Below are 21510 nucleotides of genomic sequence, written 5' to 3'. Positions count from 1 at the left end.
GTCAAGTACTTCGGTTACTCGGGTTTCCAGTGCTCGTTCGGATGCAGGTCCAGCGTGGCTGCCGCCAGTACCTGCATTGCGAAGTCCTCGTAGCTGATGCCCTGCGCACGCGCCGCCATCGGCACGAGCGAATGGCCGGTCATGCCCGGGGACGTGTTCATTTCCAGCAGGTAAGGCTTGCCGTCGCGCGTCAGCATCACGTCGGCGCGGGCCCAGCCTCGGCAGCCCAGTACGCGGAACGCCTCGACGGCCAGCGCACGCACTTCGCGCTCCACCGCCTCGGGCAATGTTGACGGGCACAGGTATTGGGTAACGTCAGTAAAGTATTTATTTTGATAGTCGTAGTTCGACTCAGGCGCAACAATCTTGATGACCGGCAGCGCTTCGGCCGCTGCGCCCTCGCCCACGACCGGGCAAGTCAGCTCCGCGCCGTCGATGAACGTTTCGGCGATCACGTCGGCATCGAGCCCCGCAGCCTTCTCGAAGGCAGCACGCATCTGGTCGGCGGCGGTGACCTTGGTCAGGCCGATCGACGAACCCTCGCGCGCCGGCTTGACGATCAGCGGCAGGCCCAGATCGGCCACCACGGCATTGAAATCGGTGTCCGCATGCAGCATCGCGAAGCGCGGCGTGGGCAGGCCGTGCGTCATCCACAGCCGCTTGGTGGCCTGCTTGTCCATGGCCAGCGCGGACGCCAGCACGCCGCTGCCGGTGTATGGCACGCCAAGCTGTTCGAGCAGGCCCTGCATCGTGCCGTCCTCGCCGTAGCGGCCATGCAGCGCGATAAAGACACGGTCGAAACCGGCCGCAGCCAGTTCCGCGATCGGCTGCAGACCCGGATCGAACGGATGGGCATCGACGCCACGCGACTTCAGCGCGGCCAGCACGCCATTGCCGGACATCAGCGAGATCTCGCGCTCGGCCGACTTGCCGCCCAGCAGTACGCCAACCTTGCCCAGCGACTTCGGATCGATATTGGGATGGGCGACGAAGCTCATTGCTGGCCTCCCAGTTGATGCGATACCAGTTGTCCCGGCACGCCGCCAATCGAGCCGGCGCCCATCGTCACGACCACATCGCCGGGCCGCACGGCATTCAGGATGGCCTGGGGCATGTCCTCGATCTGCTCGACAAAAACGGGTTCAACCTTGTTCGCCACGCGCAGCGCGCGCGTCATCGCGCGGCCATCGGCCGCGACGATCGGCGCTTCGCCGGCGGCATACACCTCGGCCAGCAGCAGCGCGTCGACGGTGCCAAGCACCTTGACGAAATCCTCGAAGCAATCACGCGTCCGCGTGAAGCGGTGCGGCTGGAAGGCCAGCACCAGACGGCGATCGGGGAACGCGCCACGGGCGGCAGCCAGCGTTGCGGCCATTTCCACCGGGTGGTGGCCGTAGTCGTCCACCAGCGTGAACGTGCCGGAGCCATCGGGCGTTGCCACCTCGCCATAGCGCTGGAATCGGCGGCCCACGCCGTGGAATTCGCGCAGCGCCTTGACGATCGAGGCGTCCGGCACTTCCAGCTCGGTGGCAATGGCGATAGCGGCCAGCGCGTTCTGCACGTTGTGCATGCCCGGCAGGTTCAGCACGATGTCGAGCGGCGGCTCGGCGTGGCCGTTGAGCTGGCGCAGCACGGTGAAGTGCATCTGGCCGTCGACGGCGCGCGCGTTGACGGCGCGAATCTGTGCATCCTCGGCAAAACCGTAGCGGACGATCGGCTTGGACACGAACGGCAGGATCTCGCGCACGTTCGGGTCGTCGACGCAAAGCACGGCGATGCCGTAGAACGGCAGCCGCTGCGTGAACTCCACGAACGCCTGCTTGAGCCGGGCAAAGTCGTGCCCGTAGGTGTCCATGTGGTCGGCGTCGATATTGGTGATGACCTCCATCACCGGGAACAGGTTCAGGAACGACGCGTCCGATTCGTCGGCTTCCGCGACGATGAAATCGCCCGTGCCCAGCCGCGCGTTGGCGCCGGCCGAGTTCAGTCGGCCGCCGATCACGAAGGTCGGGTCAAGCCCGCCTTCGGCCAGCACCGAAGCCACCAGGCTCGTCGTGGTGGTCTTGCCGTGCGTGCCGGCGATGGCCACGCCCTGCTTCAGGCGCATCAGCTCGGCCAGCATCACGGCGCGCGGCACCACGGGGATGCGCCGCGCGCGGGCGGCCAGCACCTCGGGGTTGTCGTTGGTGACCGCGGTGGATACCACCACGGCGTTGGCGCCCGTGACGTTGTCCGCGTCATGGCCATGGGCCACACGCGCACCGAGCGAAGCCAGGCGCCGCGTGGCAGCGTTGCTGCCCACGTCGGAACCCGAGACCTTGTAGCCCAGGTTCAGCAGGACCTCGGCGATGCCGCTCATGCCGGCCCCGCCGATACCTACGAAGTGGATGTTCTTGACTATATGCTTCATTGAATCTGTATCACGTTTTACCCGCCAACTGGCGGCAGATCTCGGCGACGCGCCGGGTTGCCTCCGGTTTGGCCAGGTCGCGCGCAGCGCGCGCCATGTCCTTCAGTTGCGTCCGCGACAGGCTGGCGATGGTCCTTGCCAGACCTTCCGCGGTCAGTTCGTTCTGTTGCACCAGCAACGCGGCGCCCTGTTTCGACAGGAACTTCGCGTTGGTGGTCTGGTGGTCGTCCACCGCGTGCGGGAACGGCACGAAAAGCGCCGCCACACCTGCGGCAGCCACTTCCGAAACCGTCATCGCGCCTGCGCGGCAGATGACCAGGTCTGCGTCGGCATAAGCCGCCGCCATGTCGTCGATGAATGGCACGGTCTCGCCGGCCACGCCCGCCGCCGCGTAGTTCGCACGCAGCGTATCGATCTGTTTTGCGCCCGCCTGGTGCCGCACGACCGGGCGCTGGCCTTCCGGCAGCAGCGCGATCGCCTTGGGCACCACGTCGTTGAGCGCGGCCGCACCAAGGCTGCCGCCCACCACGAGCACGCGCAGCGGACCGGTGCGATGGTCGTAGCGCGATTCCGGTGCGGGAAGGTGCGCCAGCTCGGCGCGCACCGGGTTGCCTGTCCATTCGCTGTTCGGCAGCGCATTGGGGAACGCGCAAAGCACGCGATCCGCAACCTTGGCCAGCACCTTGTTCGCCAGGCCGGCGATCGAGTTCTGCTCGTGCAGCACCAGCGGACGGCCGAGCAGCGACGCCATCATCCCGGCCGGGAACGTGATGTAGCCACCCATGCCGAGCACCACGTCCGGCTTTACGCGGCGCAGCGCGCCGATGCTTTGCCAGAACGCGCGCAGCAGGTTCAGCGGCAGCAGGAACTTGGTAACCAGGCCCTTGCCGCGCAGTCCGCCGAACTGGATGTACTCCATCGGGATGTCGTACTTCGGCACCAGCGTGGCTTCCATGCCCGTGCGATTGCCCAGCCAGACCACGCGCCAGCCCTCGTCGCGCAATGCACGCGCGACCGCCAGCCCCGGGAACACATGGCCCCCGGTGCCGCCAGCCATCACGAGCAGCGTGCGTGCGGTCATACCTTCCCTCCGCGCATCAACACTCGGTTTTCATAATCGACCCGAAGTACGATGGCCAACGCCACGCAGTTCATCAGGATGCCCGAGCCGCCATAGCTGACCAGCGGCAGCGTCAGTCCCTTGGTCGGCAGCAGGCCCAGGTTCACGCCCATGTTGATGAAGGTCTGCCAGCCGAACCAGACACCCATGCCCTTGGCGACGAGGCCGGCGAAGGTGCGGTCAAGCTGCAGCGCGGTGCGGCCGATGTTGAAGCAGCGGCGTACGAGCCAGTAGAACAGGACGATCATCACCAGCACGCCGACAAAGCCGAACTCCTCGCCGATCACGGCCAGGATGAAGTCGGTATGTGCTTCAGGCAGGTAGTGCAGCTTCTCGATGCTGCCGCCCAGACCAACGCCGGTCCATTCGCCACGGCCGAATGCGATCAGCGAGTGCGTAAGCTGGTACGCCTTGCCGAGCGCATTGTTCTCTTCCCACGGGTTCAGGTACGCGAAGATCCGCTCGCGGCGCCATGGCGATGCCGTGATCAGCAGCGCGAACGCGCCCACGGCCACGCCCACCAGGCCGGCGAACAGCTTGCCGTTGATGCCGCCGAGGAACAGGATGCCCATCGCCACGGCCGCGACCACGAGGAACGCACCCATGTCCGGTTCCAGCAGCAGGAGCATGCCGACCACCACCACGGCCACACCCATCGGCAGGAAGCCCTTGGACACGTTCTGCATCCATTCCTGCTTGCGCACCGTGTAGTTGGCCGCGTACAGCACCACGGCAAGCTTCATCAGTTCGGACGGCTGGAAGTTCATCACGCCGAGCGGGATCCAGCGCCGCGCACCGTTCACGCCCTTGCCGACGAACGGCACCAGCACGATCACCAGCAGCACCAGCGCGACGATGAACAGCTTCGGTGCGTAGCGATCCCAGACCTTGACCGGGATCTGGAACGCAACCAGCCCCGCCGACAGGCCGATCACCAGGCCGAACGCGTGACGCACCAGGAAATGCGCCTCGCGGTAGTTCGCGTAGCGCGGCGAATCCGGCAGCGCGATCGATGCCGAGTAGACCATCACCAGGCCGAACGTCAGCAGTACGATCGCCACCCACAGCAGGGGCTGGTCGTACTCCATCATGCGGGAGCGGGTCGGCTTGACGCCGGACACCGCATCACGCAGGCCACCCCAGGCATTGCCGATGGTGGCGCCGATGAATCCGCTGCGCTTGACCTGCGAGTCGCTCATGGCATGATCCCCCGGGACAGGGCCAGTTCTTCCACCGCGCTGCGGAACACCTGCGCCCGGTGGACATAGTTGCGGAACATGTCGAGGCTGGCGCAGGCCGGCGACAGCAGCACCACATCGCCCGCCTCGGCCAGGCTGGCCGATTTCTCCACCGCTTCTTCCAGCGACCCGGCGTCAACCAGCGGCTTGCCGGTGCTCTCCAGCGCCGCGCGCAGCGCGCCGGCGTCCTTGCCGATCAGCACCACGGCACGCGCGTACTGCGCCACCGGCGTGGCCAGCGGCGAGAAATCCTGCCCCTTGCCTTCGCCGCCCGCGATCAGCACCACGTGCTTGTCCAGTCCGTTCAGCGCGGCGACGGTGGCGCCCACATTGGTGCCCTTGCTGTCGTCGAAATACTCGACTTCGTCGATCGTCGCCACCCATTCCACGCGGTGCGGCTCGCCGCGATACTCGCGCAGGCCGTGCAGCAGTGCATTGAGCGGCAGGTCGATCGCGCGGCAGAGCGCCAGCGCGGCCATGGCGTTGGTGGCGTTGTGCATCCCGCGGATATGGAGCGCATCAGCCGGCATCAGGCGCTTGTGGCGCACCGGCACGGCTTCCTCGGCCGCCTCGCCCTTCTTGCGGCGGCGGGGCTTCTGCTCGACGTCAGCCTCGGTATCTGGTTCAGCCAAGATGATCCATGGCATGCCGCCATCGCGCATGACACCATAACTTCCAACGGTCTCCGGCAGGTCGGTGCCAAAGGTCACGAGCGGTGCGCCGCCACGGGCCATGTCCATCGTCAGCCGGTCCTGACGATTGAGCACTTGCAGGCAACCCTTGTCGGCCGGGCCGAAGATGCGCGCCTTGGCGGCGGCATAGGCTTCCATGCTGCCGTGCCAGTCGAGGTGATCCTGCGTGACATTGAGCACGGTGGCAGCATGCGGCGCAAGCGAGAACGTGTATTCAAGCTGGAAGCTCGACAGTTCCAGCACCCAGACATCGGGCAGCGTGGCGCTGGCGATGCAGGCCGACAGCTTGTCCAGCGCGGACGGGCTGATATTGCCGGCCACGGCCACGGTCTTGCCCGCGCGCTCGATCAGCCGGCCGGTCAGCGCGGTGGTGGTGGTCTTGCCGTTTGTGCCGGTAATCGCCAGTACGCGCGGTGCGTAGCCCGACGTCGCTTCCAGGTAGCCGAGCGCCTGGGCGAACAGTTCGATCTCGCCCCAGACTGGGATGCCACGCGCCTGGGCCGCTTCGAGCAGTGCCCTGGTATCTGGCTCCAGCGGCGACAGGCCGGGGCTGATCGCCACCAGGCCGATGTCGTCGAGCAGGCCTTCGGCGAAGCGGCCGCCCACGAACAGGGCCGAGGTCAGCTCGGCCTGCAGGAATACAAGGTTGGCGGGCGCCTCGCGCGTGTCGGCCACGCGCACGCGGCAGCCGTTCAGGCCGCACCAGCGTGCCATGGCCAGCCCCGATTCGCCGAGGCCAAGTACCAGCACATGAGGTTTTTGCAACACGCCAAACACTTCGATTTCCTGCCTTTAGAGTCCGTGGGTTATGAATGTCAGTCCGGGTTACCGCAGCTTCAGCGACGACAGCCCGATCAGTACCAGCAAGATCGTGATGATCCAGAAGCGCACGGTGACCTGCGTTTCCTTCCAGCCGCCAAGCTCGAAGTGGTGGTGCAGCGGCGCCATGCGGAACAGCCGGCGGCCTTCGCCGTAACGGCGCTTCGTGAACTTGAACCACGAAACCTGGAGCATCACGGACAGCGTTTCCACCACGAAGATCCCGCCCATCACGAACAGCACGATCTCCTGGCGCACGATCACCGCGACCGTGCCAAGCGCGCCGCCCAGCGCCAGCGCGCCGACGTCACCCATGAACACGCGCGCCGGGTGGGCATTGAACCAGAGGAACGCCAGACCCGCGCCGGCCATCGCCGAACAGAAGATCAGCAACTCGCCCGCACCGGGAATATGCGGGAACAGCAGATACTTGCTGTAGACCGCATTGCCCATCACATAGGCGAACACGCCGAGGCCGCCGCCCACCAGCACCACGGGCATGATCACGAGGCCGTCCAGGCCATCGGTCAGGTTCACCGCGTTGCTCGAGCCAACGATCACGAAATACGTCAGCACGATGAAGCCAGTCACGCCGAGCGGGTAGCTCACTTCCTTGAAGAAGGGCACGATCAGGTTCATCTTGTATGGCACGTCCGCGAACATGCCGCCTTCGATCCAGCCCAGGAACAGGCTCCAGATGCGCACGTTGCTGGCCTCGGACACCGAGAACGCCAGATACACGGCGGCGATCAGTCCGATCAGCGTCTGCCAGAAGAACTTCTCGCGGCTGGACATCCCGCGCGGGTCGCGATAGACGACCTTGCGATAGTCATCGACCCAGCCGATTGCGCCATAGCCAAGCGTCACCAGCAGCACCACCCAGATGAAGCGGTTGCCCCAGTCGCACCAGAGCAACGTGGAAATGGCGATCGAGATCAGCACGAGCACGCCGCCCATGGTCGGCGTGCCGGATTTCACGAGGTGAGTCTGCGGGCCGATCGTGCGCACGGCCTGGCCAATCTTCAGTTCGGTCAGGCGGCGGATCACCCACGGCCCAAAACCGAGGCCGATCACAAGCGCGGTGAGGTTGGCCATCACCGCGCGGAAAGTCAGATAGTTGACGACCCGCAGGAAGCTGTAATCGTTTTGCAGCCACTGGGCCAGTGCCAATAACATCGTTCGTCAGTTTCGTTAATGAGCGGAAGGTGATGCGACAAGCGCATCGACAATCCGTTCCATGCGCATGAAGCGCGATCCCTTTACCAGCACGGCCGCTGCATTGGCCACCGTGCCCTCCTTGTCTTCCCTCAGCGCCTGCGCCAGCTCTTCCGCGCGAGCGAAATGCCGTGCGCCGGCGCCGTACGCCTGCACCGCGTGCGGTGCCAGTTCACCGGTTGCCCAGAGCGCGTCGATACCGCGATCGCGCGCGTAGGCGCCAATCTCGGCGTGGAACGCCGGACCCTGGTTGCCCACTTCGCCCATGTCGCCCAGCACCAGCAGGCGCGGGGCTGCAAACCCGGCCAGCACGTCGATCGCGGCGCGCATGGAATCCGGATTGGCGTTGTACGTGTCGTCGATGACAACCGTGCCGGCCGGTGTGTGCTTGACCTGCAGGCGGCCCTTCACGGCAGTGAAGCCGGCAATGCCTGCCTGGATCGCCGCCACCTCGACACCGGCAGCCAGCGCGCACGCCGTGGCGGCCAGCGCATTGCGCACGTTGTGGGCGCCCAGAAGCTGCAGCCGCTGCGTGAAGCGCCGGCCCGGCGCCGTGACGTCGAGCACCTGCACGCCGTCATCGAGCGTTACCGTGGCGCGCACATCGGCCGATGCGTCCGTGCCGAACGACAGCACGGCGCGCGTGCCGGCGGCCTGGCGCCAGATGGCTGCATGCGCACCGCCGCTTTCGGCATCCACCGGGAACACGGCCACGCCGTTGGCCGGCAGCGCGGCGATCGCGCTTGCGTGCTCATGCGCCACTGCTTCCACGCTGACCATGAACTCCTGGTGCTCGCGCTGTGCGTTGGTGATCACGGCCACGGTCGGCTGGGCGATACCGGCCAGATAGACCGTTTCGCCCGGATGATTCATGCCCAGTTCGAGCACGGCCAGCTTGTGGTGCGCGCGCAGGCGCAGCACGGTCAGCGGCAGGCCGATATCGTTGTTCAGGTTGCCGCCCGTCGCCAGGCGGTCGCCTTCGCCCACGGCTGCGGCAAAGATGGCCGCGATCATTTCCTTGACCGTGGTCTTGCCATTGCTGCCGGTCACGGCCACCGTGGGCGGCGTGAACTCACGGCGCCAGCCCGCGGCCAGCTCGCCAAGGCCGATGCGCGTATCGGGCACGACCAGCGCCGGCACATCAAGCCCGGTTTCACGGCTCACCATGACGGCAGCGGCGCCGCGCGCCACCACATCGGCCAGGAAATCGTGGGCATCGAAACGCTCGCCCTTGAGCGCGACGAACAGGTCGCCGGGCTCGACGGTACGGCTGTCGGTATGCACGCGCGAAAACGAGCGCGTAGCATCTCCGGAAATACTTGCGCCGGCAATCCAGCCGGCGGCTTGCTGCAGATTCGTCATCGGTTGCTGCTGGTTCATGCCGACACCCCCCGCGTGCCGAGGGTCAGGCGCACATGCTCCCGGTCGGAGAACGGACGCTTGCGGCCCTGGATCTCCTGCGTGGCTTCGTGGCCCTTGCCGGCAACGAGCACCACGTCGGCCGGGGCCGCGTGCCTGATTGCATAAAGGATGGCGGCTGCGCGGTCCTCGATCAGGCTGGCGCGGGCACGGTCCTGCATGCCGTCGGCAATCGCCTCGAGGATGTCGCGCGGATCTTCGCTGCGCGGGTTGTCGCTGGTCAGGACCACTTCGTCGGCCAGCCGCTCGGCCACGCCGCCCATCAGCGGACGCTTGGTGGCATCGCGGTCACCGCCGCAGCCGAACACGCACCAGAGCTTGCCCTGGCGCGCTTGCGCGACCGGCCGCAGCGCGGTCAGCGTCTGGATCAGCGCGTCTGGCGTATGGGCGTAATCGACCACGGCCAGCGGCGCATCGTGGCCGCCGAACAGTTCCATGCGGCCATCTACGGGCGTCAGGTTGCGCAGCGCGCCGATGGCGGCATCCCAGGCCACGCCCTGCGCCAGCGCGGCGCCGAGCACGGCCAGCAGGTTGCTGACGTTGAACGCGCCGATCATCGGCGTGGTCACGCCGGCGCTGCCGAAGCTGCCATCGATATGGAATGCGGTGCCGGTGCCCGTGGCGCGCACGCCGGTGGCACGCAGCCATTGGCCGCGCGCTGCCGAGGCACCTGTCTTGCCGTCGATGCCGTACTCGATAACCTGTGGCGCGCTGACGGCGGCCGCGTTACCGGCCAGCAGGCGCTGCCCCATGCCATCGTCGCGGTTGATCACCGCGGTCTTCAGACCGTCCCACATGAACAGGCGCGCCTTGGCCGCCTCGTACTCGGCCATCGTGCCGTGGTAGTCGAGGTGATCCTGCGTCAGGTTGGTCAGCACGGCCACGGCAAACTCGGTGCCGGCCACGCGGCCCTGCTCCAGGCCGTGCGAGGAGACTTCCATCGCCACCGCGCGCGCGCCGGCGTCGTTCAGCTCGGCCAGGCTGGCCTGGAGCTGCACGGCGTCTGGCGTGGTGAAGCCAGTAAGCTTGAGCGCATCAGGGAAGCCCGAGCCAAGCGTGCCGATCGTCGCACATGGCGTGCCGGTGGCCTGCAGCAGACGTGCAAGCCATTGCGAGCACGAGGTCTTGCCGTTGGTGCCGGTGATGCCGGTCACCGCCATCTTGCGCGCGGCGATGCCATGCCAGCCGGCCGCAATCGGCCCGGCAAGCTCGTGCAGTTGCGATACGGCCAGGTGCGGCACGCGGTCGCCGTGGGCCCACGTAAAGTTGTCGGCTTCATAGACGATGGCCGACGCACCGGCGGCAATTGCCTTGTCGATATGCGGGCGGCCATCGGTGGCAAGGCGCTCGTTGCCGAGCACGTAGGCAAAAAACACGTCGCCCGGTTGCAGACGGCGCGTATCGCCGGTCAGTCGCGCGTTTTCCGGGGCATGCGTACGCAGCCAGGCCAGCGCGTTGCTGGCCTGGGCGGAGACTTCTAGCGGGAGCAGCGGCTTGCCCGTCATGGCGTGGCGCTCCATGGTTCGCTTTCCGGCACCTTGTCGGTGACCATGAGCTGGCGGATTGGTGAGTCGGGCTGGACGTTCAGTGCGCGCAGCGCGCCGCCGGTGATGGCCGAGAAAACCGGGCCGGCCACCGCGCCACCGTAGTGGCTGCCGGAGGTCGGTTCGTCGACGCTGACGGCGACGATCACGCGCGGATTCGACATCGGCGCCAGGCCGATGAACGACGCGCGATACTTGCTGCGGTCATAGCCACGGCCTACGTGCTTGTATGCGGTACCGGTCTTGCCGCCGACGCGGTAGCCCATCACCTGGGCCTCCGGCGCGGTGCCGCCCGGTGCGGTCACGGTTTCCAGCATGCCGCGCACTTCGCGGGCGATCTGCGGCGACAGGATGCGCTCGCCGGTTGCCGGGCCATTGGTCTTGAAGATCGACACCGGGATCAGCTCGCCGTCATGGGCGAAGATCGTGTAGGCGTGTGCGATCTGGAACAGCGACACGGACAGGCCATAACCATAGGACATCGTCGCCTGCTCGATTGGCCGCCAGCTCTTCCACGGCCGCACGCGGCCGGCCACGGCGCCCGGGAAGCCAATCTTCGGCGCCTGGCCCAGGCCGACACTGGTATACATATCCCACATTTCCTGCGGCTTCATCATCATCGCGATCTTCGTCGTGCCGATATTGCTCGACTTCTGGATCACGCCGCCCACCGTGAGCGTGCCGTAGTTGTGGGTGTCGGAGATCGTCGCGCCTTCGAAGTTGAACTTGCCGGTCGTCACGATCTGCGTTGTCGGGGTCACGCGGCCAAGCTGCAGCGCCAGGCCGATCGAGATCGGCTTCATCATCGAGCCGGGCTCGAACGTGTCAGTCAGCACGCGGTTGCGCAACTGCTCGCCCGAGAGGCGGGTGCGATCGTTCGGGTTGTAGGTCGGCCAGTTGGCCAGCGCCAGCACCTCGCCGGTCTGCGCGTCCAGCACCACGGCGCTGGCGGCCTTGGCCTTGCTACGCTCGACCACGGCCTTGACCTCGTTGTACGCCAGGTACTGGATCTTCGCGTCGATCGAGAGCTGCATGTCCTCGCCGTCACGCGGTGTCTTCAGGATGCCGACGTCCTCCACCACGCGGCCCAGGCGGTCCTTGATCACCTGGCGCGCGCCGGCCCGGCCTGCCAGCACGCTCTCGCGCGCCAGTTCCACGCCTTCCTGGCCCTTGTCCTCGACGTTGGTGAAGCCGACGATGTGCGCCATCGCTTCGCCTTCCGGGTAGAAGCGCTTGTACTCGCGCGTCTGATGGACACCCTCGACCTTGAGCGCGGCGATCTTGTCGGCGGCGTCCGGCAGCACCTGGCGCTTCAGGTACACGAAGCTCTTGTCCTCGGACAGCTTGGCGCGCAATTCCTTCTCGGACATGTCGAGCAGCTTGGCGAGCTGGCGGATGCGCTGGGGGTCGGTGTCGTTCGGCACGTCTTCGGGCACGGCCCAGATCGCCTTGACCGGCAGGCTGGTGGCCAGCACCAGACCATTGCGGTCCAGGATCTTGCCGCGTGTGGCGGGCAGTTCCAGCGTGCGCTGGAAGCGCTTCTTGCCCTCCATCTCATAGAACTGGTTGCCCGGACCCTGAATCCACAGCGCGCGGCCGGCCAGGGCCGCGAAAGCGGCGAACATCAGGAACACCACGAACTTGGACCGCCACATCGGCAGGCGCAGGCCCAGCACCGGGCTGGCCGAGAACTGGCCGGTGCGCGGGCGCGCTGCTTCCCCGCGCGACTTGTTGTCGGCGCGGGCGCGGTTCATGGTCGGGCGGGCCATGCTCATTTGGCAGCCCCTTCCGCGGGTTGCTCGGCATCCGGCGGCGTGGAGGGCAATACAACACCTTGCAGGTACTGGGTACGCCCGGCCAGCGCCGGCGACATCTTGAGCTGCGTGCGCGCGGCTTCGGCGATGCGCGCGCTCTTGCTGAGCGAACTCTGCTGGTACTGCAGGCGCGACCAGTCAATATCGAGCTGCTTCTCCTCGGACTGCGCGCGCTCCATCGCCACGAACAGCGTGCGAGCCTGGTGCTGCGCGCTGACCAGCGACAGCGCACAGAACAACAGGGCGGCAAGGAGGAAGAAGGTCAGGCGGTTCATGCCGTCGGCGCTCCGAGTTTCTCGGCCACACGCATCACGGCGGAACGTGCGCGCGGGTTCTCTGCCACCTCGTCGGCACCGGGCTTGTAGCGGCCCAGCAGCTTCATCGTCGGCTGCGGCAGGTCGGCGGCGCGCAGCGGCGCGCGGCGCAGGGCCGGATCGGCATCCTGCTGGGGACGCGCATGCGCCTGCATGAACCGCTTGACGATGCGGTCCTCGAGCGAGTGAAAGCTGATCACCACGAGCCGGCCTCCGACCTGAAGCAATTCGTACGCCGCCTTCAGACCCCTTTCGAGGTCCTCAAGCTCTTGATTGACGTGAATCCGTAGAGCTTGAAAGGTGCGGGTCGCAGGGTCCTGGCCCTTCTCGCGTGTTTTGACGGTTTTCGCCACGAGCGCGGCAAGGTCTGAAGTAGTGGCGAGTGCTCCGCCATCGCCGGGTTCGCGCCGGCGAGCAACAATCGCCTTTGCAATCTGTACAGCAAACCGTTCTTCCCCATAGTCTCGTATCACCCTGGCAATTTCATGCTCGTCCGCCTGTGCAAGCCACTCGGCGGCAGTGACGCCGCGCGTGGTGTCCATGCGCATGTCCAGCGGGCCCTCGAAACGAAAGGAAAACCCCCTCGCCGCCTCGTCGATCTGGGGCGAGCTGATCCCCAGGTCAAGCAGCACGCCAGCCACAGGGCTACGGCCGGCCAGCCGTTCGCCCATCTCGGCAAAGCTCGCGTGCTCAATGGAGAAGCGGGCATCCTTGATGGTGCCCGCTTCTGCGATTGCTGCCGGATCCTTGTCGAAGGCGACCAGGGTGCCGGCCGGCCCCAGCCGGGCCAATACTGCCCGGCTGTGGCCACCTCTGCCGAACGTGCCGTCCACGTAGGCGCCGTCGGGCCGCCAGACGAGCGCGTCGACGGCCTCGTCCAGCAGCACGGTGCGATGGCGCAGGGCGGTGGTCCCCGGCAATTCGGTAGGGGTCATGACCTCGTCAGAAAGAGAAATTCTTCAATGCTTCCGGCATGCCTTGCGCCATCGCTGCCTGTTCCTTGGCGGCGTAGGTTGCGGCATCCCAAACTTCGAAGTGGCTGCCCATTCCGAGCAGCATCACTTCCTTGTCGAGCATGGAGGCACTGCGCAACTCCGGTGCAATCAGCACACGGCCTGCGCCGTCCATATCCACGTCGGCGGCGTTACCGAGAAAGATCCGTTTCCACCAATGGGCGTCCATCGGCAGCGCCGCAATGCGGCCTCGGAAAACCTCCCATTCGGGCCGGGGAAAGAGCAACAGGCATCCGTCCGGGTGCTTGGTCAGCGTAACCCGGCCCTCGGCCTGTGTTTGCAGCGCTTCGCGGTGCCTGGCCGGAATGGACATCCGGCCCTTGGCATCCAGCGACAACGCCGATGCTCCCTGAAACAAGCTCGCCCCCCTGGTAGCCGTTGGCTTAAACACCATCCGGCAGGTCGGTTCATCCCATCCGCTACGAGTTCGGCCTGGGACAAATCATCGCAGAGCCGACCCGGTTCTTCACACAAAAATACACTTCCTCACACTATTTCCCACTTTAGAGGAAGCATTTTGGGCGGTCAAGGCTCGTTAAGGGGCAATAAAAGGGCTTTTTTTAATCAGAACAAAGACTTAGCGCGCCAACTTCACGCACTGTAAAAGTGAATCCTTAATGAAATGAAGAACTTGGGGAGGAAAGCAGAGAAACCACCTGAGAACTACCGGAGGGAGTACTGCCGACAGCGCGAATCCCTTTCGCTCTCGCGCCGTCGGGAAGGATACAACGTTTTGCTTTCAGCCCCGTTCAGGCAAGGGCTCGCGGTACTTTTCCACAGCTGTCTCAGGCAGCGTTCAGACGTATCGCAAATGAGGAGACTTGCATCCAGTCAGATGCGGTAGGCGGTGGTGGTCATGACGCGCGACGCAGCGCGCATCAACGCGCGAACCGGGCCGGGCAGCGGCACGCCACCGGCGTCACGCGCGGCATCGCCGTGACGGACTTCGTCATCACGCATCTGTTCGAGGATTACGCGCGAGCGTCCGTCCGCCGCAGGCAGGCGGTCCAGATGGCCGGTCAGATGATGTTCGACCTGGCGCTCGGTCTCGGCGACAAAACCAAGGCTGACGCGATCACCCGCGCGGCCGGCCAGAACGCCGATGGCGAACGCACCCGCGTACCAGACCGGGTTGAGCAGGCTCGGACGCGAGCCGAGTTCGTGCAGGCGGTCCGCGCACCAGGCCAGGTGATCCTCCTCCTCGCGCGCGGCGGCATCCATCTGCGCACGCACCGGCGCACTGCGCGCGGTCAGCTTCTGCGCCTGGTAGAGGGCCTGGGCGCAAACTTCTCCAACATGGTTGATGCGCATGAGCCCGGCTACATGACGGCGCTCCTCCGCGCTCATCTGCTCGGTGTCCGGGGCCAGCCGGTCTGCGGGATTGGCACGGCCCGCTCGGGTCGCACCGGCAATCGCGCGCAGCGCGACATCGAATTCTCGGATCAGCGTGTCCATGTCTGTCTATGGATGATCGGCGTGTGCATCGAGCCTGTGCCCCACTGAAGAGGTAGGTGTCGCTTCAAACGCGCCCTCGGGATTTCCCGCATTGTACCCGCGCTGCCTTGCGCAGGCCGTCCTCGTCACCCGCATCGGCACTTTCCGCACGAACGTTCGGTACTTAAAAACCCTGAGTTGTGAAAACAAGACAAGACGTTTACCTCAAGGTCAAAAGAAGTGGGCTTTTGCTAGAGTGGTCGGCAGCTTCCCAGGAAGTCAAGAACGGAAGGGTGTAGAGGGCTGACTTGGAGGTCCCTTCCGGGCTTCAACTAATAATTCTTAAGTGGAGATCACCCAGCATGAAAAAGTCGCTTCTCGCGCTTGCCGCGATGAGCGCGTTTGCCACTGCTGCAAATGCGCAATCGAGCGTGACCCTGTATGGCGTCGTGGACCTGCCGATCGAATATAACAACCACCTGGCTCCCGGCCTGAATCCCGCCAACGTCAATGCCAGTGGCATCCCGCAGTCGCTGCCTGGCGGCGGTAGCCGGGTCGGCCTGCAGACCGGTGGCGGCCTGTCTGGTTCGCGTTGGGGTCTGCGCGGCACGGAGGATCTGGGCGGTGGCCTGAAGGCACTGTTCGTGCTGGAAAGCGGCTTTGGCCTTGACGATGGCAAGTCGCAGCAAGGCGGCCGCCTGTTCGGTCGTCAGGCCTTCGTGGGTATGCAGAGCGATACGCTGGGTCGCGTGACCTTCGGTCGCCAGTACACCACGATGTTCGACATGTTCGCGAACTTCTCGCCGACCGGCTACGCGACGCTGTACGAACCGGTGGTGGCCCAGCTTGGCACCAACTTCCGTTCGGACAACACCGTCAAGTACACGGCCGTGATTGGCCCCGTCACTGCCGAGGCCCACTGGAGCTTTGGTACCGGCGTATCGGCGATCGGTCTGACGCCGCTGGCCGGCGCCGGTGCTGGCGAAGTCCCGGGCAACTTCAACAACAACGCGGGCGGTGGCGCCGGCCTGTTGTACCTGGCCGGCCCCCTCGGCCTGACAGCCGCCTATGACGAATGGCGTCCGACCGTCACGATCGGCTCGCCTGGCCGCTCGCGCAAGGCCGGTTTGGCAGGCAGCTACACCTACGGCCCGGCGAAGATCATGGCAGGCTACCGCTATGGCCGTGTCACGGGTTCCGACGGCACCGAACTCCAGCGCGACAACTACTACTGGATCGGCATGAACTACCAGGTCACCGCGCCGCTGGGCCTGACGCTGGAATATGCCTACGACGACATCACCCAACTGCGTGCACCGAATCCGGTGGCAGGCGGGCCTGCGCTGGCTTCGAACAATCCCGCCAATCCGTGGCAGATCAGCCTCGTGGCCGACTACAACCTGTCGAAGCGCACCGACGTCTATCTGACGATGGCCTACGTGAAGAACTCGGGCCTGAACTTCGACACCTCGGCGGTCAGCTTTGCCAACGGATACTTCCTGTCGCAAGGCAGCAACAGCCAGGTGGGCGTGGCAGTGGGTATGCGCCACAAGTTCTGACCAGCCTGAATCATCGTTCCTTTAAAGGCGCCCGCGGGCGCCTTTTTTCATGGCCCGAAGCGTAAGGCCTGATAACGGTGTAAGGGCTTCACCCCATCCGCGAAGTGGCGATTGCGAGACTAGAATGGCCCCGAGACCGGGATAGCCGGCCGCCTTACATGGAGACATCGTCATGCACCATCAACGCCGGCGCACCGTCGCGCTGCTTCTGTCGATCGCCCTGAGTCCGCTGGCTGCCGCATCGGCCCATGCCGCCGATGCCTATCCGACCAAGCCGATCCGCCTGGTCGTGCCATTCCCGGCCGGCGGCACCACGGACATCATGGCGCGTGCCGTCTCGGCCGAGCTGTCGAAGCTGCCAGGCTGGAACGTGGTGGTCGACAACAAACCCGGCGCAGGCGGCAACATCGGCTCGGACATCGTGGCGAAGTCCGCGCCAGACGGCTACACGCTGTTGATGGGCACCGTCGGCACACATGGCATCAACCAGTCGCTGTACGGCAAGCTGCCCTACGACCCGATCAAGGACTTCGCGCCGATTACCGAGGTAGCGGCGGTGCCGAACGTGCTGGTGGTCAATCCGGCCTTCGCGCAGCAGAACAAGATCAACACCGTCACCGACCTGATTGCCTACGCGCGGGCCAATCCGGGCAAGCTCAATATGGCATCCAGCGGCAATGGCACGTCGATCCATCTGGCCGGGGAGCTGTTCAAGACGCAAACCAATACCTACATGGTCCATTTCCCGTACCGCGGCAGTGGTCCGGCACTGACCGACCTGACGGGCGGCACGATGCAGGTAATGTTCGACAACCTGCCCTCCTCCATGGCGCTGATCAAGGGTGGCAAGCTCAAGGCACTGGCGGTGACCAGCGCCAAGCCGTCGCCGGCGCTGCCCGGTGTGCCGACTGTGGCGGCCGCTGCAAACCTGCCGAACTATGAGGCAAGTTCGTGGTTCGGCCTGCTGGCGCCGGCCGGCACGTCCCCCGAGATCATCCATCGTATCCAGCAGGAAGTGTCCAAGAGCCTGAATTCGCCAGCGGTACGCGAACGCCTGATGGCCCAGGGCGCCGATCCCGTCGGCAACACGCCCGAACAGTTCGCCGCGTTCATCCGGGCCGAGCACACCAAATGGGCGAAGGTGGTCAAGGATTCCGGCGCGAAGGTAGACTGAACTTCAACTCAGCTCCAACCGATCGCCAGCCGATCGTGGCCGGACAGCGCATATACTTGAGGTATCAAGTTTTTGGCTGTCCAAACAACGATGCCCAATCTTTCCACCGCCAGCAGCGCAGCCGACACGACGCCGGTCGACCTGGAGACCAGCGCTGGCGAATCGGAGCATGAAGCGCTGCGGCTCTGGCTGCGCCTGCTCACCTGCACCAACATGGTCGAAGGCGATATCCGCTCGCGCCTGCGGCAGGACTTCGCGGTCACGCTGCCGCGCTTCGACCTGATGTCGCAACTTGACCGCCATCCCGAAGGCCTCAAGATGGGCGAGTTGTCGCGACGGATGATGGTGACGGGCGGCAACGTCACCGGGATCACGGATCAGTTGCAGCAGGAAGGCCTGGTCACGCGCGAGGCGCTGCCCACGGACCGCCGCGCCTATCTGATCCGCCTGACGCCGGATGGCCGCGAGGCCTTCTCACGCATGGCGCGCGCGCACGAGGCATGGATCGAACAACTGTTCTCGGGCCTGGCCGAATCCGACCGCCGCGCGCTGTTCCGTCTGCTCGGCCGACTCAAGACCAGCCTGACCACGCCATGACCCGCAACCCGATTCGCCTGATTCCGTTGCTGGCCGCAGCAAGTACCGTTAGTGCAGTGTTAGCCGTAACGGGCTGCAGCACTGCGCCGGCCGGTCCGCAGATCACGCCAGTCAACGCGACGATCAAGCTGGGCCGCGTCACCGAAAAGACATTCCTGACGCGCATCGACGTTCCGAACAATGCGAACTACGGTGGCTCCGGTGGCTATGGTGGTGGCTATGGCGTGGGCGTAGGCGCCGCCGGTGCGAGCGGCGGTGGCGGTAGCGTGGGAGTGGGATTTTCAGTAGACCTGACGCACTTGCTGAACCGGCAGCCGCCGCAACCGCCGCAGCAGATGGATCTCTACCAGTACAAGGTGCAGGCCATGGATGGGACGGTTGCGCAGGTCAACGCTCCCGCCGCGCCGGGGCTGGAGCCCGGCACATGCGTGCGCCTGATCTATCCTGACGGATCTGCGCAGCCACAGATGGCGCCTTCGAACGAGTGTTGAAAGGGTGTAAAGGGCTGCTGACAGGCTCCCCTCTCCAACTTGTGCGGGAGAGGGAGAACACCATCTTTGATCCTCAGGCCGCCTTGCGGCTATCGCGCAGTTCGCGACGCAGGATCTTGCCGACGTTGGTCTTGGGCAGTTCCGTGCGGAATTCGACGTACTTCGGACGCTTGTAGCCGGTCAGGCGATCCTTGCAGAACGCGATCACGTCGGCCTCGGACAATGCCGGGTCCTTCTTGACCACGAACAGCTTCACCACCTCGCCCGAGTGCTGGTCCGGCACGCCCACGGCCGCAACCTCCAGCACGCCCGGGCATTCTGCAACCACGCCTTCCACTTCGTTCGGGTACACGTTGAAGCCCGACACCAGGATCATGTCCTTCTTGCGGTCGACGATCTTCGTGTAGCCGCGATCGTCCATCACGCCGATATCGCCGGTCTTGAAGAAGCCGTCCGGGGTCATGACCTTGGCGGTCTCGTCGGGGCGGTTCCAGTAGCCGGCCATCACCTGCGGACCGCGCAGGCAGATTTCGCCCGGCTGGCCAAGCGGCAGTTCGTTGCCGTCGTCGTCACGGATCGACACTTCGGTCGACGGCAGCGGCATGCCGATCGTGCCCGAGAATGCGTTGGTATCGGTCGGATTGCAGGTGGCCGACGGCGAGGTCTCGGACAGGCCGTAGCCTTCGATGATCGGGCAGCCCGTTTTCGACAGCCAGTTCTTGGCCACGGCTTCCTGCACGGCCATGCCGCCGCCGTTGGCCACGCGCAGGCCCGAGAAATCGATCTTGCCGAAATCCGGGTGGTTCAGCAGCGCGTTGTAGAGCGTGTTGACGGCCGGGAACATGTGGAACTTGTACTTCTGCAGTTCCTTGATGAAGCCGGGGATGTCACGCGGATTCGGGATGAGGATGCTCAGGCCGCCGCTGCGCATGCCCAGCAGGCAGCAGACCGTCAGCGCGAAGATGTGATACAGCGGCAGCGCCGTGATCGTGACCACCTGGTCGATATGCGCGCCCTTGTTCAGCGCGGGCTGCATCCACGCCTCCGATTGCAGCACGTTCGAGACCACGTTCCGGTGCAGCAGCGTGGCGCCCTTCGACACGCCAGTGGTGCCGCCCGTGTACTGCAGGAACGCAACGTCGTCCGGGCCGGTGCTGACCGGCTTCAGCGTCATCCTGCGGCCTTCGGCCAGCACGTCGTTGAAGCGCACGCAGTGCGGCAGTTCCCAGGCCGGCACCATCTTCTTGACGTTGCGGACCACGAAATTGACGATGGCACCCTTCAGCGTGCCAAGCAGGTCGCCCATGCTGGCCACCACCACATGCTTGACCGGGGTGGCCGCGAGCACGGCCTGCAGCGTGGACGCGAAGTTCTCAAGGATGACGATGGCTTCGGCGCCACTGTCCTTGAGCTGGTGCTCGAGTTCACGCGGGGTATAGAGCGGATTGACGTTGACCACCACGTAGCCGGCGCGCAGCACGGCAGCCAGCACCACCGGATACTGCAGCACGTTCGGCATCATCAGCGCCACGCGCGCGCCGGGGCGCAGTCCGCGCGACTGCAGCCAGGCGGCAAACGCGCCGGAAAGCTGGTCCAGCTCGCCATAGGTCATGGCGCGGTCCATGCAAATGAAGGCGCGGCGGTCGGCGTAGGTATGGAACGATTCCTCGAGCAACTGGGCCAGCGAACGGAACTGGCTGGCGTCGATCTCCGCGGGAACGCCTGCCGGATAGTTTTTCAGCCACAGCTTTTCCATACCGTCTCCTGAATTTCTGAATGGTCGTTCGATTTTTTCGCAATGCTAAACGTGCGACTCCATCGAGACAACACGTTAGACGAAGTCCTCCACGAATACGATCGCGAAATGATGGATTATGCGTCACCTGACATGGCGACCAAGGGAATACCCCAAGACACTCGACAAAGCGTGACCAGGGTCAATTCGGCAGGACCAGCTTCATCATGTTCCCGGCCAGTTCCTGGGCCAGCGCCTCGGGGTCCATGCGTCCCGGTTCGTGCCAGGTGTACATGAATCCGATCACACCGCCTATGGAATGGGCGGTCACGCGCGCGTCACCGAATTCGAACACGCCGGTCGAACGCCCTTCCTCCAACAGTTCGTACAGGTCGCGATAGAAATCGCGCGCCATGGTGTTGAGCCATGCCACCGTTTCCGGCTTCAGGTACTGGTTGTCACGGAAGCTCAAGGCGGCGGCCACATGGCAGCGGACGCAGCGGCGCGCCATCTCCAGCAGGCACGTGGTCAGGCGCTCGCGAACCGGCAGCGCCGGATCGGCGGTCTCGCGGATCACGGGCAGGCAGGTTTGGGCCGATTCGCGGCACAGGATGTCGAAAATCTCGTACTTGTCCGCGAAGTAATAGTAGACAGCGGGCTTGGTGACACCGAGCGCCCGGCACAGGTCGTTCATCGTCATGCCCGGGTAGCCCTTCGTGTAGAACAGCTGGGCCGCGGCGTCGAGGATCTGGCGGCGGCGCGCTTCCTGACGCTCGGCCACGTGCGTGCGGGCTGGACCATCGTCAGCCAGCGTGGCGGCTACGGCAGCGCGAGGCGTATGGCCGTGTTTTCTGGGGGCATGAGACATGGCCTCGATTTTCGCATGCTGTACGCGCACCACCATTGGGAAACTCCCGCTATT

Annotated in this window: 19 protein-coding genes; 4 read left to right on the top strand and 15 right to left on the bottom strand. The window is 65.2% G+C overall.

The genetic code is table 11. The annotated features are described in order from the left end of the window. Positions 1-14 precede the first annotated feature (14 nt). The 13 genes from B552_RS0113465 to coq7 form a co-directional block, all read right to left on the bottom strand. Positions 15-998 (bottom strand): D-alanine--D-alanine ligase, encoded by a 984-nt coding sequence (locus tag B552_RS0113465; RefSeq protein WP_019449552.1) that lies wholly within the window; start codon positions 996-998, stop codon positions 15-17. After that, a complete protein-coding gene (gene murC, locus B552_RS0113460) occupies positions 995-2410 on the bottom strand; it encodes a UDP-N-acetylmuramate--L-alanine ligase (RefSeq protein ID WP_019449551.1) in 1416 nt (471 codons plus the stop codon). The genes B552_RS0113465 and murC overlap by 4 nt, the downstream gene beginning before the upstream one ends. A gap of 10 nt (positions 2411-2420) precedes the next feature. Beyond that, positions 2421-3491 carry an undecaprenyldiphospho-muramoylpentapeptide beta-N-acetylglucosaminyltransferase gene (gene murG, locus B552_RS0113455; protein WP_019449550.1) on the bottom strand — a complete coding sequence of 357 codons (1071 nt, stop codon included), beginning with the start codon at positions 3489-3491 and terminating at the stop codon, positions 2421-2423. After that, the gene (gene ftsW / locus B552_RS0113450) at positions 3488-4729 is read right to left on the bottom strand and encodes a putative lipid II flippase FtsW (RefSeq protein ID WP_019449549.1); all 1242 of its coding nucleotides are present in this window, start codon (positions 4727-4729) and stop codon (positions 3488-3490) included. The genes murG and ftsW overlap by 4 nt, the downstream gene beginning before the upstream one ends. Further along, a complete protein-coding gene (murD, locus tag B552_RS0113445) occupies positions 4726-6237 on the bottom strand; it encodes a UDP-N-acetylmuramoyl-L-alanine--D-glutamate ligase (protein ID WP_019449548.1) in 1512 nt (503 codons plus the stop codon). The genes ftsW and murD overlap by 4 nt, the downstream gene beginning before the upstream one ends. Before the next feature lie 48 nt (positions 6238-6285). Further along, positions 6286-7455, bottom strand: a complete 1170-nt coding sequence (gene mraY / locus B552_RS0113440) for a phospho-N-acetylmuramoyl-pentapeptide-transferase (protein WP_019449547.1) — start codon at positions 7453-7455, stop codon at positions 6286-6288. A 15-nt stretch (positions 7456-7470) separates the two neighbouring features. After that, on the bottom strand, positions 7471-8874 hold the full coding sequence (gene murF / locus B552_RS0113435; protein ID WP_019449546.1) for a UDP-N-acetylmuramoyl-tripeptide--D-alanyl-D-alanine ligase: 1404 nt from the start codon (positions 8872-8874) through the stop codon (positions 7471-7473). Next, the gene (locus B552_RS0113430; protein WP_026035629.1) at positions 8871-10418 is read right to left on the bottom strand and encodes a UDP-N-acetylmuramoyl-L-alanyl-D-glutamate--2,6-diaminopimelate ligase; all 1548 of its coding nucleotides are present in this window, start codon (positions 10416-10418) and stop codon (positions 8871-8873) included. Before B552_RS0113430 ends, murF begins: the two co-directional genes overlap by 4 nt. Continuing rightward, on the bottom strand, positions 10415-12232 hold the full coding sequence (locus B552_RS0113425) for a penicillin-binding protein 2 (RefSeq protein WP_019449544.1): 1818 nt from the start codon (positions 12230-12232) through the stop codon (positions 10415-10417). The genes B552_RS0113430 and B552_RS0113425 overlap by 4 nt, the downstream gene beginning before the upstream one ends. Beyond that, positions 12229-12546: a cell division protein FtsL gene (gene ftsL, locus B552_RS0113420; RefSeq protein WP_019449543.1), complete on the bottom strand. Its 318-nt coding sequence runs from the start codon at positions 12544-12546 to the stop codon at positions 12229-12231. The genes B552_RS0113425 and ftsL overlap by 4 nt, the downstream gene beginning before the upstream one ends. Beyond that, positions 12543-13520 (bottom strand): 16S rRNA (cytosine(1402)-N(4))-methyltransferase RsmH, encoded by a 978-nt coding sequence (gene rsmH, locus B552_RS0113415; RefSeq protein WP_019449542.1) that lies wholly within the window; start codon positions 13518-13520, stop codon positions 12543-12545. The genes ftsL and rsmH overlap by 4 nt, the downstream gene beginning before the upstream one ends. A 7-nt stretch (positions 13521-13527) precedes the next feature. Further along, positions 13528-13956: a division/cell wall cluster transcriptional repressor MraZ gene (gene mraZ / locus B552_RS0113410; protein ID WP_026035627.1), complete on the bottom strand. Its 429-nt coding sequence runs from the start codon at positions 13954-13956 to the stop codon at positions 13528-13530. A gap of 473 nt (positions 13957-14429) precedes the next feature. Continuing rightward, positions 14430-15053 carry a 2-polyprenyl-3-methyl-6-methoxy-1,4-benzoquinone monooxygenase gene (gene coq7, locus B552_RS0113405; RefSeq protein WP_019449540.1) on the bottom strand — a complete coding sequence of 208 codons (624 nt, stop codon included), beginning with the start codon at positions 15051-15053 and terminating at the stop codon, positions 14430-14432. A gap of 341 nt (positions 15054-15394) precedes the next feature. Here coq7 and B552_RS0113400 point away from each other — a divergent pair, with 341 nt between their 5' ends. The 4 genes from B552_RS0113400 to B552_RS0113385 all read left to right on the top strand — a co-directional run bounded on the left by B552_RS0113400 (position 15395) and on the right by B552_RS0113385 (position 18853). Then, the gene (locus B552_RS0113400) at positions 15395-16591 is read left to right on the top strand and encodes a porin (RefSeq protein WP_019449539.1); all 1197 of its coding nucleotides are present in this window, start codon (positions 15395-15397) and stop codon (positions 16589-16591) included. A 172-nt stretch (positions 16592-16763) separates the two neighbouring features. Beyond that, positions 16764-17765 carry a tripartite tricarboxylate transporter substrate binding protein gene (locus B552_RS0113395; protein WP_019449538.1) on the top strand — a complete coding sequence of 334 codons (1002 nt, stop codon included), beginning with the start codon at positions 16764-16766 and terminating at the stop codon, positions 17763-17765. Positions 17766-17855: 90 nt separating this feature from the next. Beyond that, positions 17856-18362 carry a MarR family transcriptional regulator gene (locus tag B552_RS0113390; RefSeq protein ID WP_019449537.1) on the top strand — a complete coding sequence of 169 codons (507 nt, stop codon included), beginning with the start codon at positions 17856-17858 and terminating at the stop codon, positions 18360-18362. Next, positions 18359-18853 (top strand): hypothetical protein, encoded by a 495-nt coding sequence (locus B552_RS0113385; protein ID WP_019449536.1) that lies wholly within the window; start codon positions 18359-18361, stop codon positions 18851-18853. Before B552_RS0113390 ends, B552_RS0113385 begins: the two co-directional genes overlap by 4 nt. A 73-nt stretch (positions 18854-18926) precedes the next feature. Here B552_RS0113385 and B552_RS0113380 read toward each other — a convergent pair whose 3' ends face one another. Both B552_RS0113380 and B552_RS0113375 read right to left on the bottom strand, forming a co-directional pair. Next, entirely contained in the window at positions 18927-20609 is a 1683-nt protein-coding gene (locus B552_RS0113380; RefSeq protein ID WP_019449535.1) for a long-chain fatty acid--CoA ligase, read from the bottom strand. Between the two features lie 181 nt (positions 20610-20790). Beyond that, a complete protein-coding gene (locus B552_RS0113375; protein ID WP_026035626.1) occupies positions 20791-21456 on the bottom strand; it encodes a TetR/AcrR family transcriptional regulator in 666 nt (221 codons plus the stop codon). Positions 21457-21510: the final 54 nt, after the last annotated feature.

This window comes from Cupriavidus sp. BIS7, assembly GCF_000292345.1.
Lineage (GTDB): Bacteria > Pseudomonadota > Gammaproteobacteria > Burkholderiales > Burkholderiaceae > Cupriavidus.
This window is presented reverse-complemented; position numbering and strand designations above follow the sequence as displayed.

Coding starts and splice junctions, on each gene's coding strand:
- B552_RS0113465 (WP_019449552.1), bottom strand. CDS start 998: ATGAGCTTCGTCGCCCATCCCAATATCGATCCGAAGTCGCTGGGCAAG.
- murC (WP_019449551.1), bottom strand. CDS start 2,410: ATGAAGCATATAGTCAAGAACATCCACTTCGTAGGTATCGGCGGGGCC.
- murG (WP_019449550.1), bottom strand. CDS start 3,491: ATGACCGCACGCACGCTGCTCGTGATGGCTGGCGGCACCGGGGGCCAT.
- ftsW (WP_019449549.1), bottom strand. CDS start 4,729: ATGAGCGACTCGCAGGTCAAGCGCAGCGGATTCATCGGCGCCACCATC.
- mraY (WP_019449547.1), bottom strand. CDS start 7,455: ATGTTATTGGCACTGGCCCAGTGGCTGCAAAACGATTACAGCTTCCTG.
- murF (WP_019449546.1), bottom strand. CDS start 8,874: ATGAACCAGCAGCAACCGATGACGAATCTGCAGCAAGCCGCCGGCTGG.
- B552_RS0113430 (WP_026035629.1), bottom strand. CDS start 10,418: ATGACGGGCAAGCCGCTGCTCCCGCTAGAAGTCTCCGCCCAGGCCAGC.
- B552_RS0113425 (WP_019449544.1), bottom strand. CDS start 12,232: ATGAGCATGGCCCGCCCGACCATGAACCGCGCCCGCGCCGACAACAAG.
- ftsL (WP_019449543.1), bottom strand. CDS start 12,546: ATGAACCGCCTGACCTTCTTCCTCCTTGCCGCCCTGTTGTTCTGTGCG.
- rsmH (WP_019449542.1), bottom strand. CDS start 13,520: ATGACCCCTACCGAATTGCCGGGGACCACCGCCCTGCGCCATCGCACC.
- coq7 (WP_019449540.1), bottom strand. CDS start 15,053: ATGGACACGCTGATCCGAGAATTCGATGTCGCGCTGCGCGCGATTGCC.
- B552_RS0113400 (WP_019449539.1), top strand. CDS start 15,395: ATGAAAAAGTCGCTTCTCGCGCTTGCCGCGATGAGCGCGTTTGCCACT.
- B552_RS0113395 (WP_019449538.1), top strand. CDS start 16,764: ATGCACCATCAACGCCGGCGCACCGTCGCGCTGCTTCTGTCGATCGCC.
- B552_RS0113390 (WP_019449537.1), top strand. CDS start 17,856: ATGCCCAATCTTTCCACCGCCAGCAGCGCAGCCGACACGACGCCGGTC.
- B552_RS0113385 (WP_019449536.1), top strand. CDS start 18,359: ATGACCCGCAACCCGATTCGCCTGATTCCGTTGCTGGCCGCAGCAAGT.
- B552_RS0113380 (WP_019449535.1), bottom strand. CDS start 20,609: ATGGAAAAGCTGTGGCTGAAAAACTATCCGGCAGGCGTTCCCGCGGAG.
- B552_RS0113375 (WP_026035626.1), bottom strand. CDS start 21,456: ATGTCTCATGCCCCCAGAAAACACGGCCATACGCCTCGCGCTGCCGTA.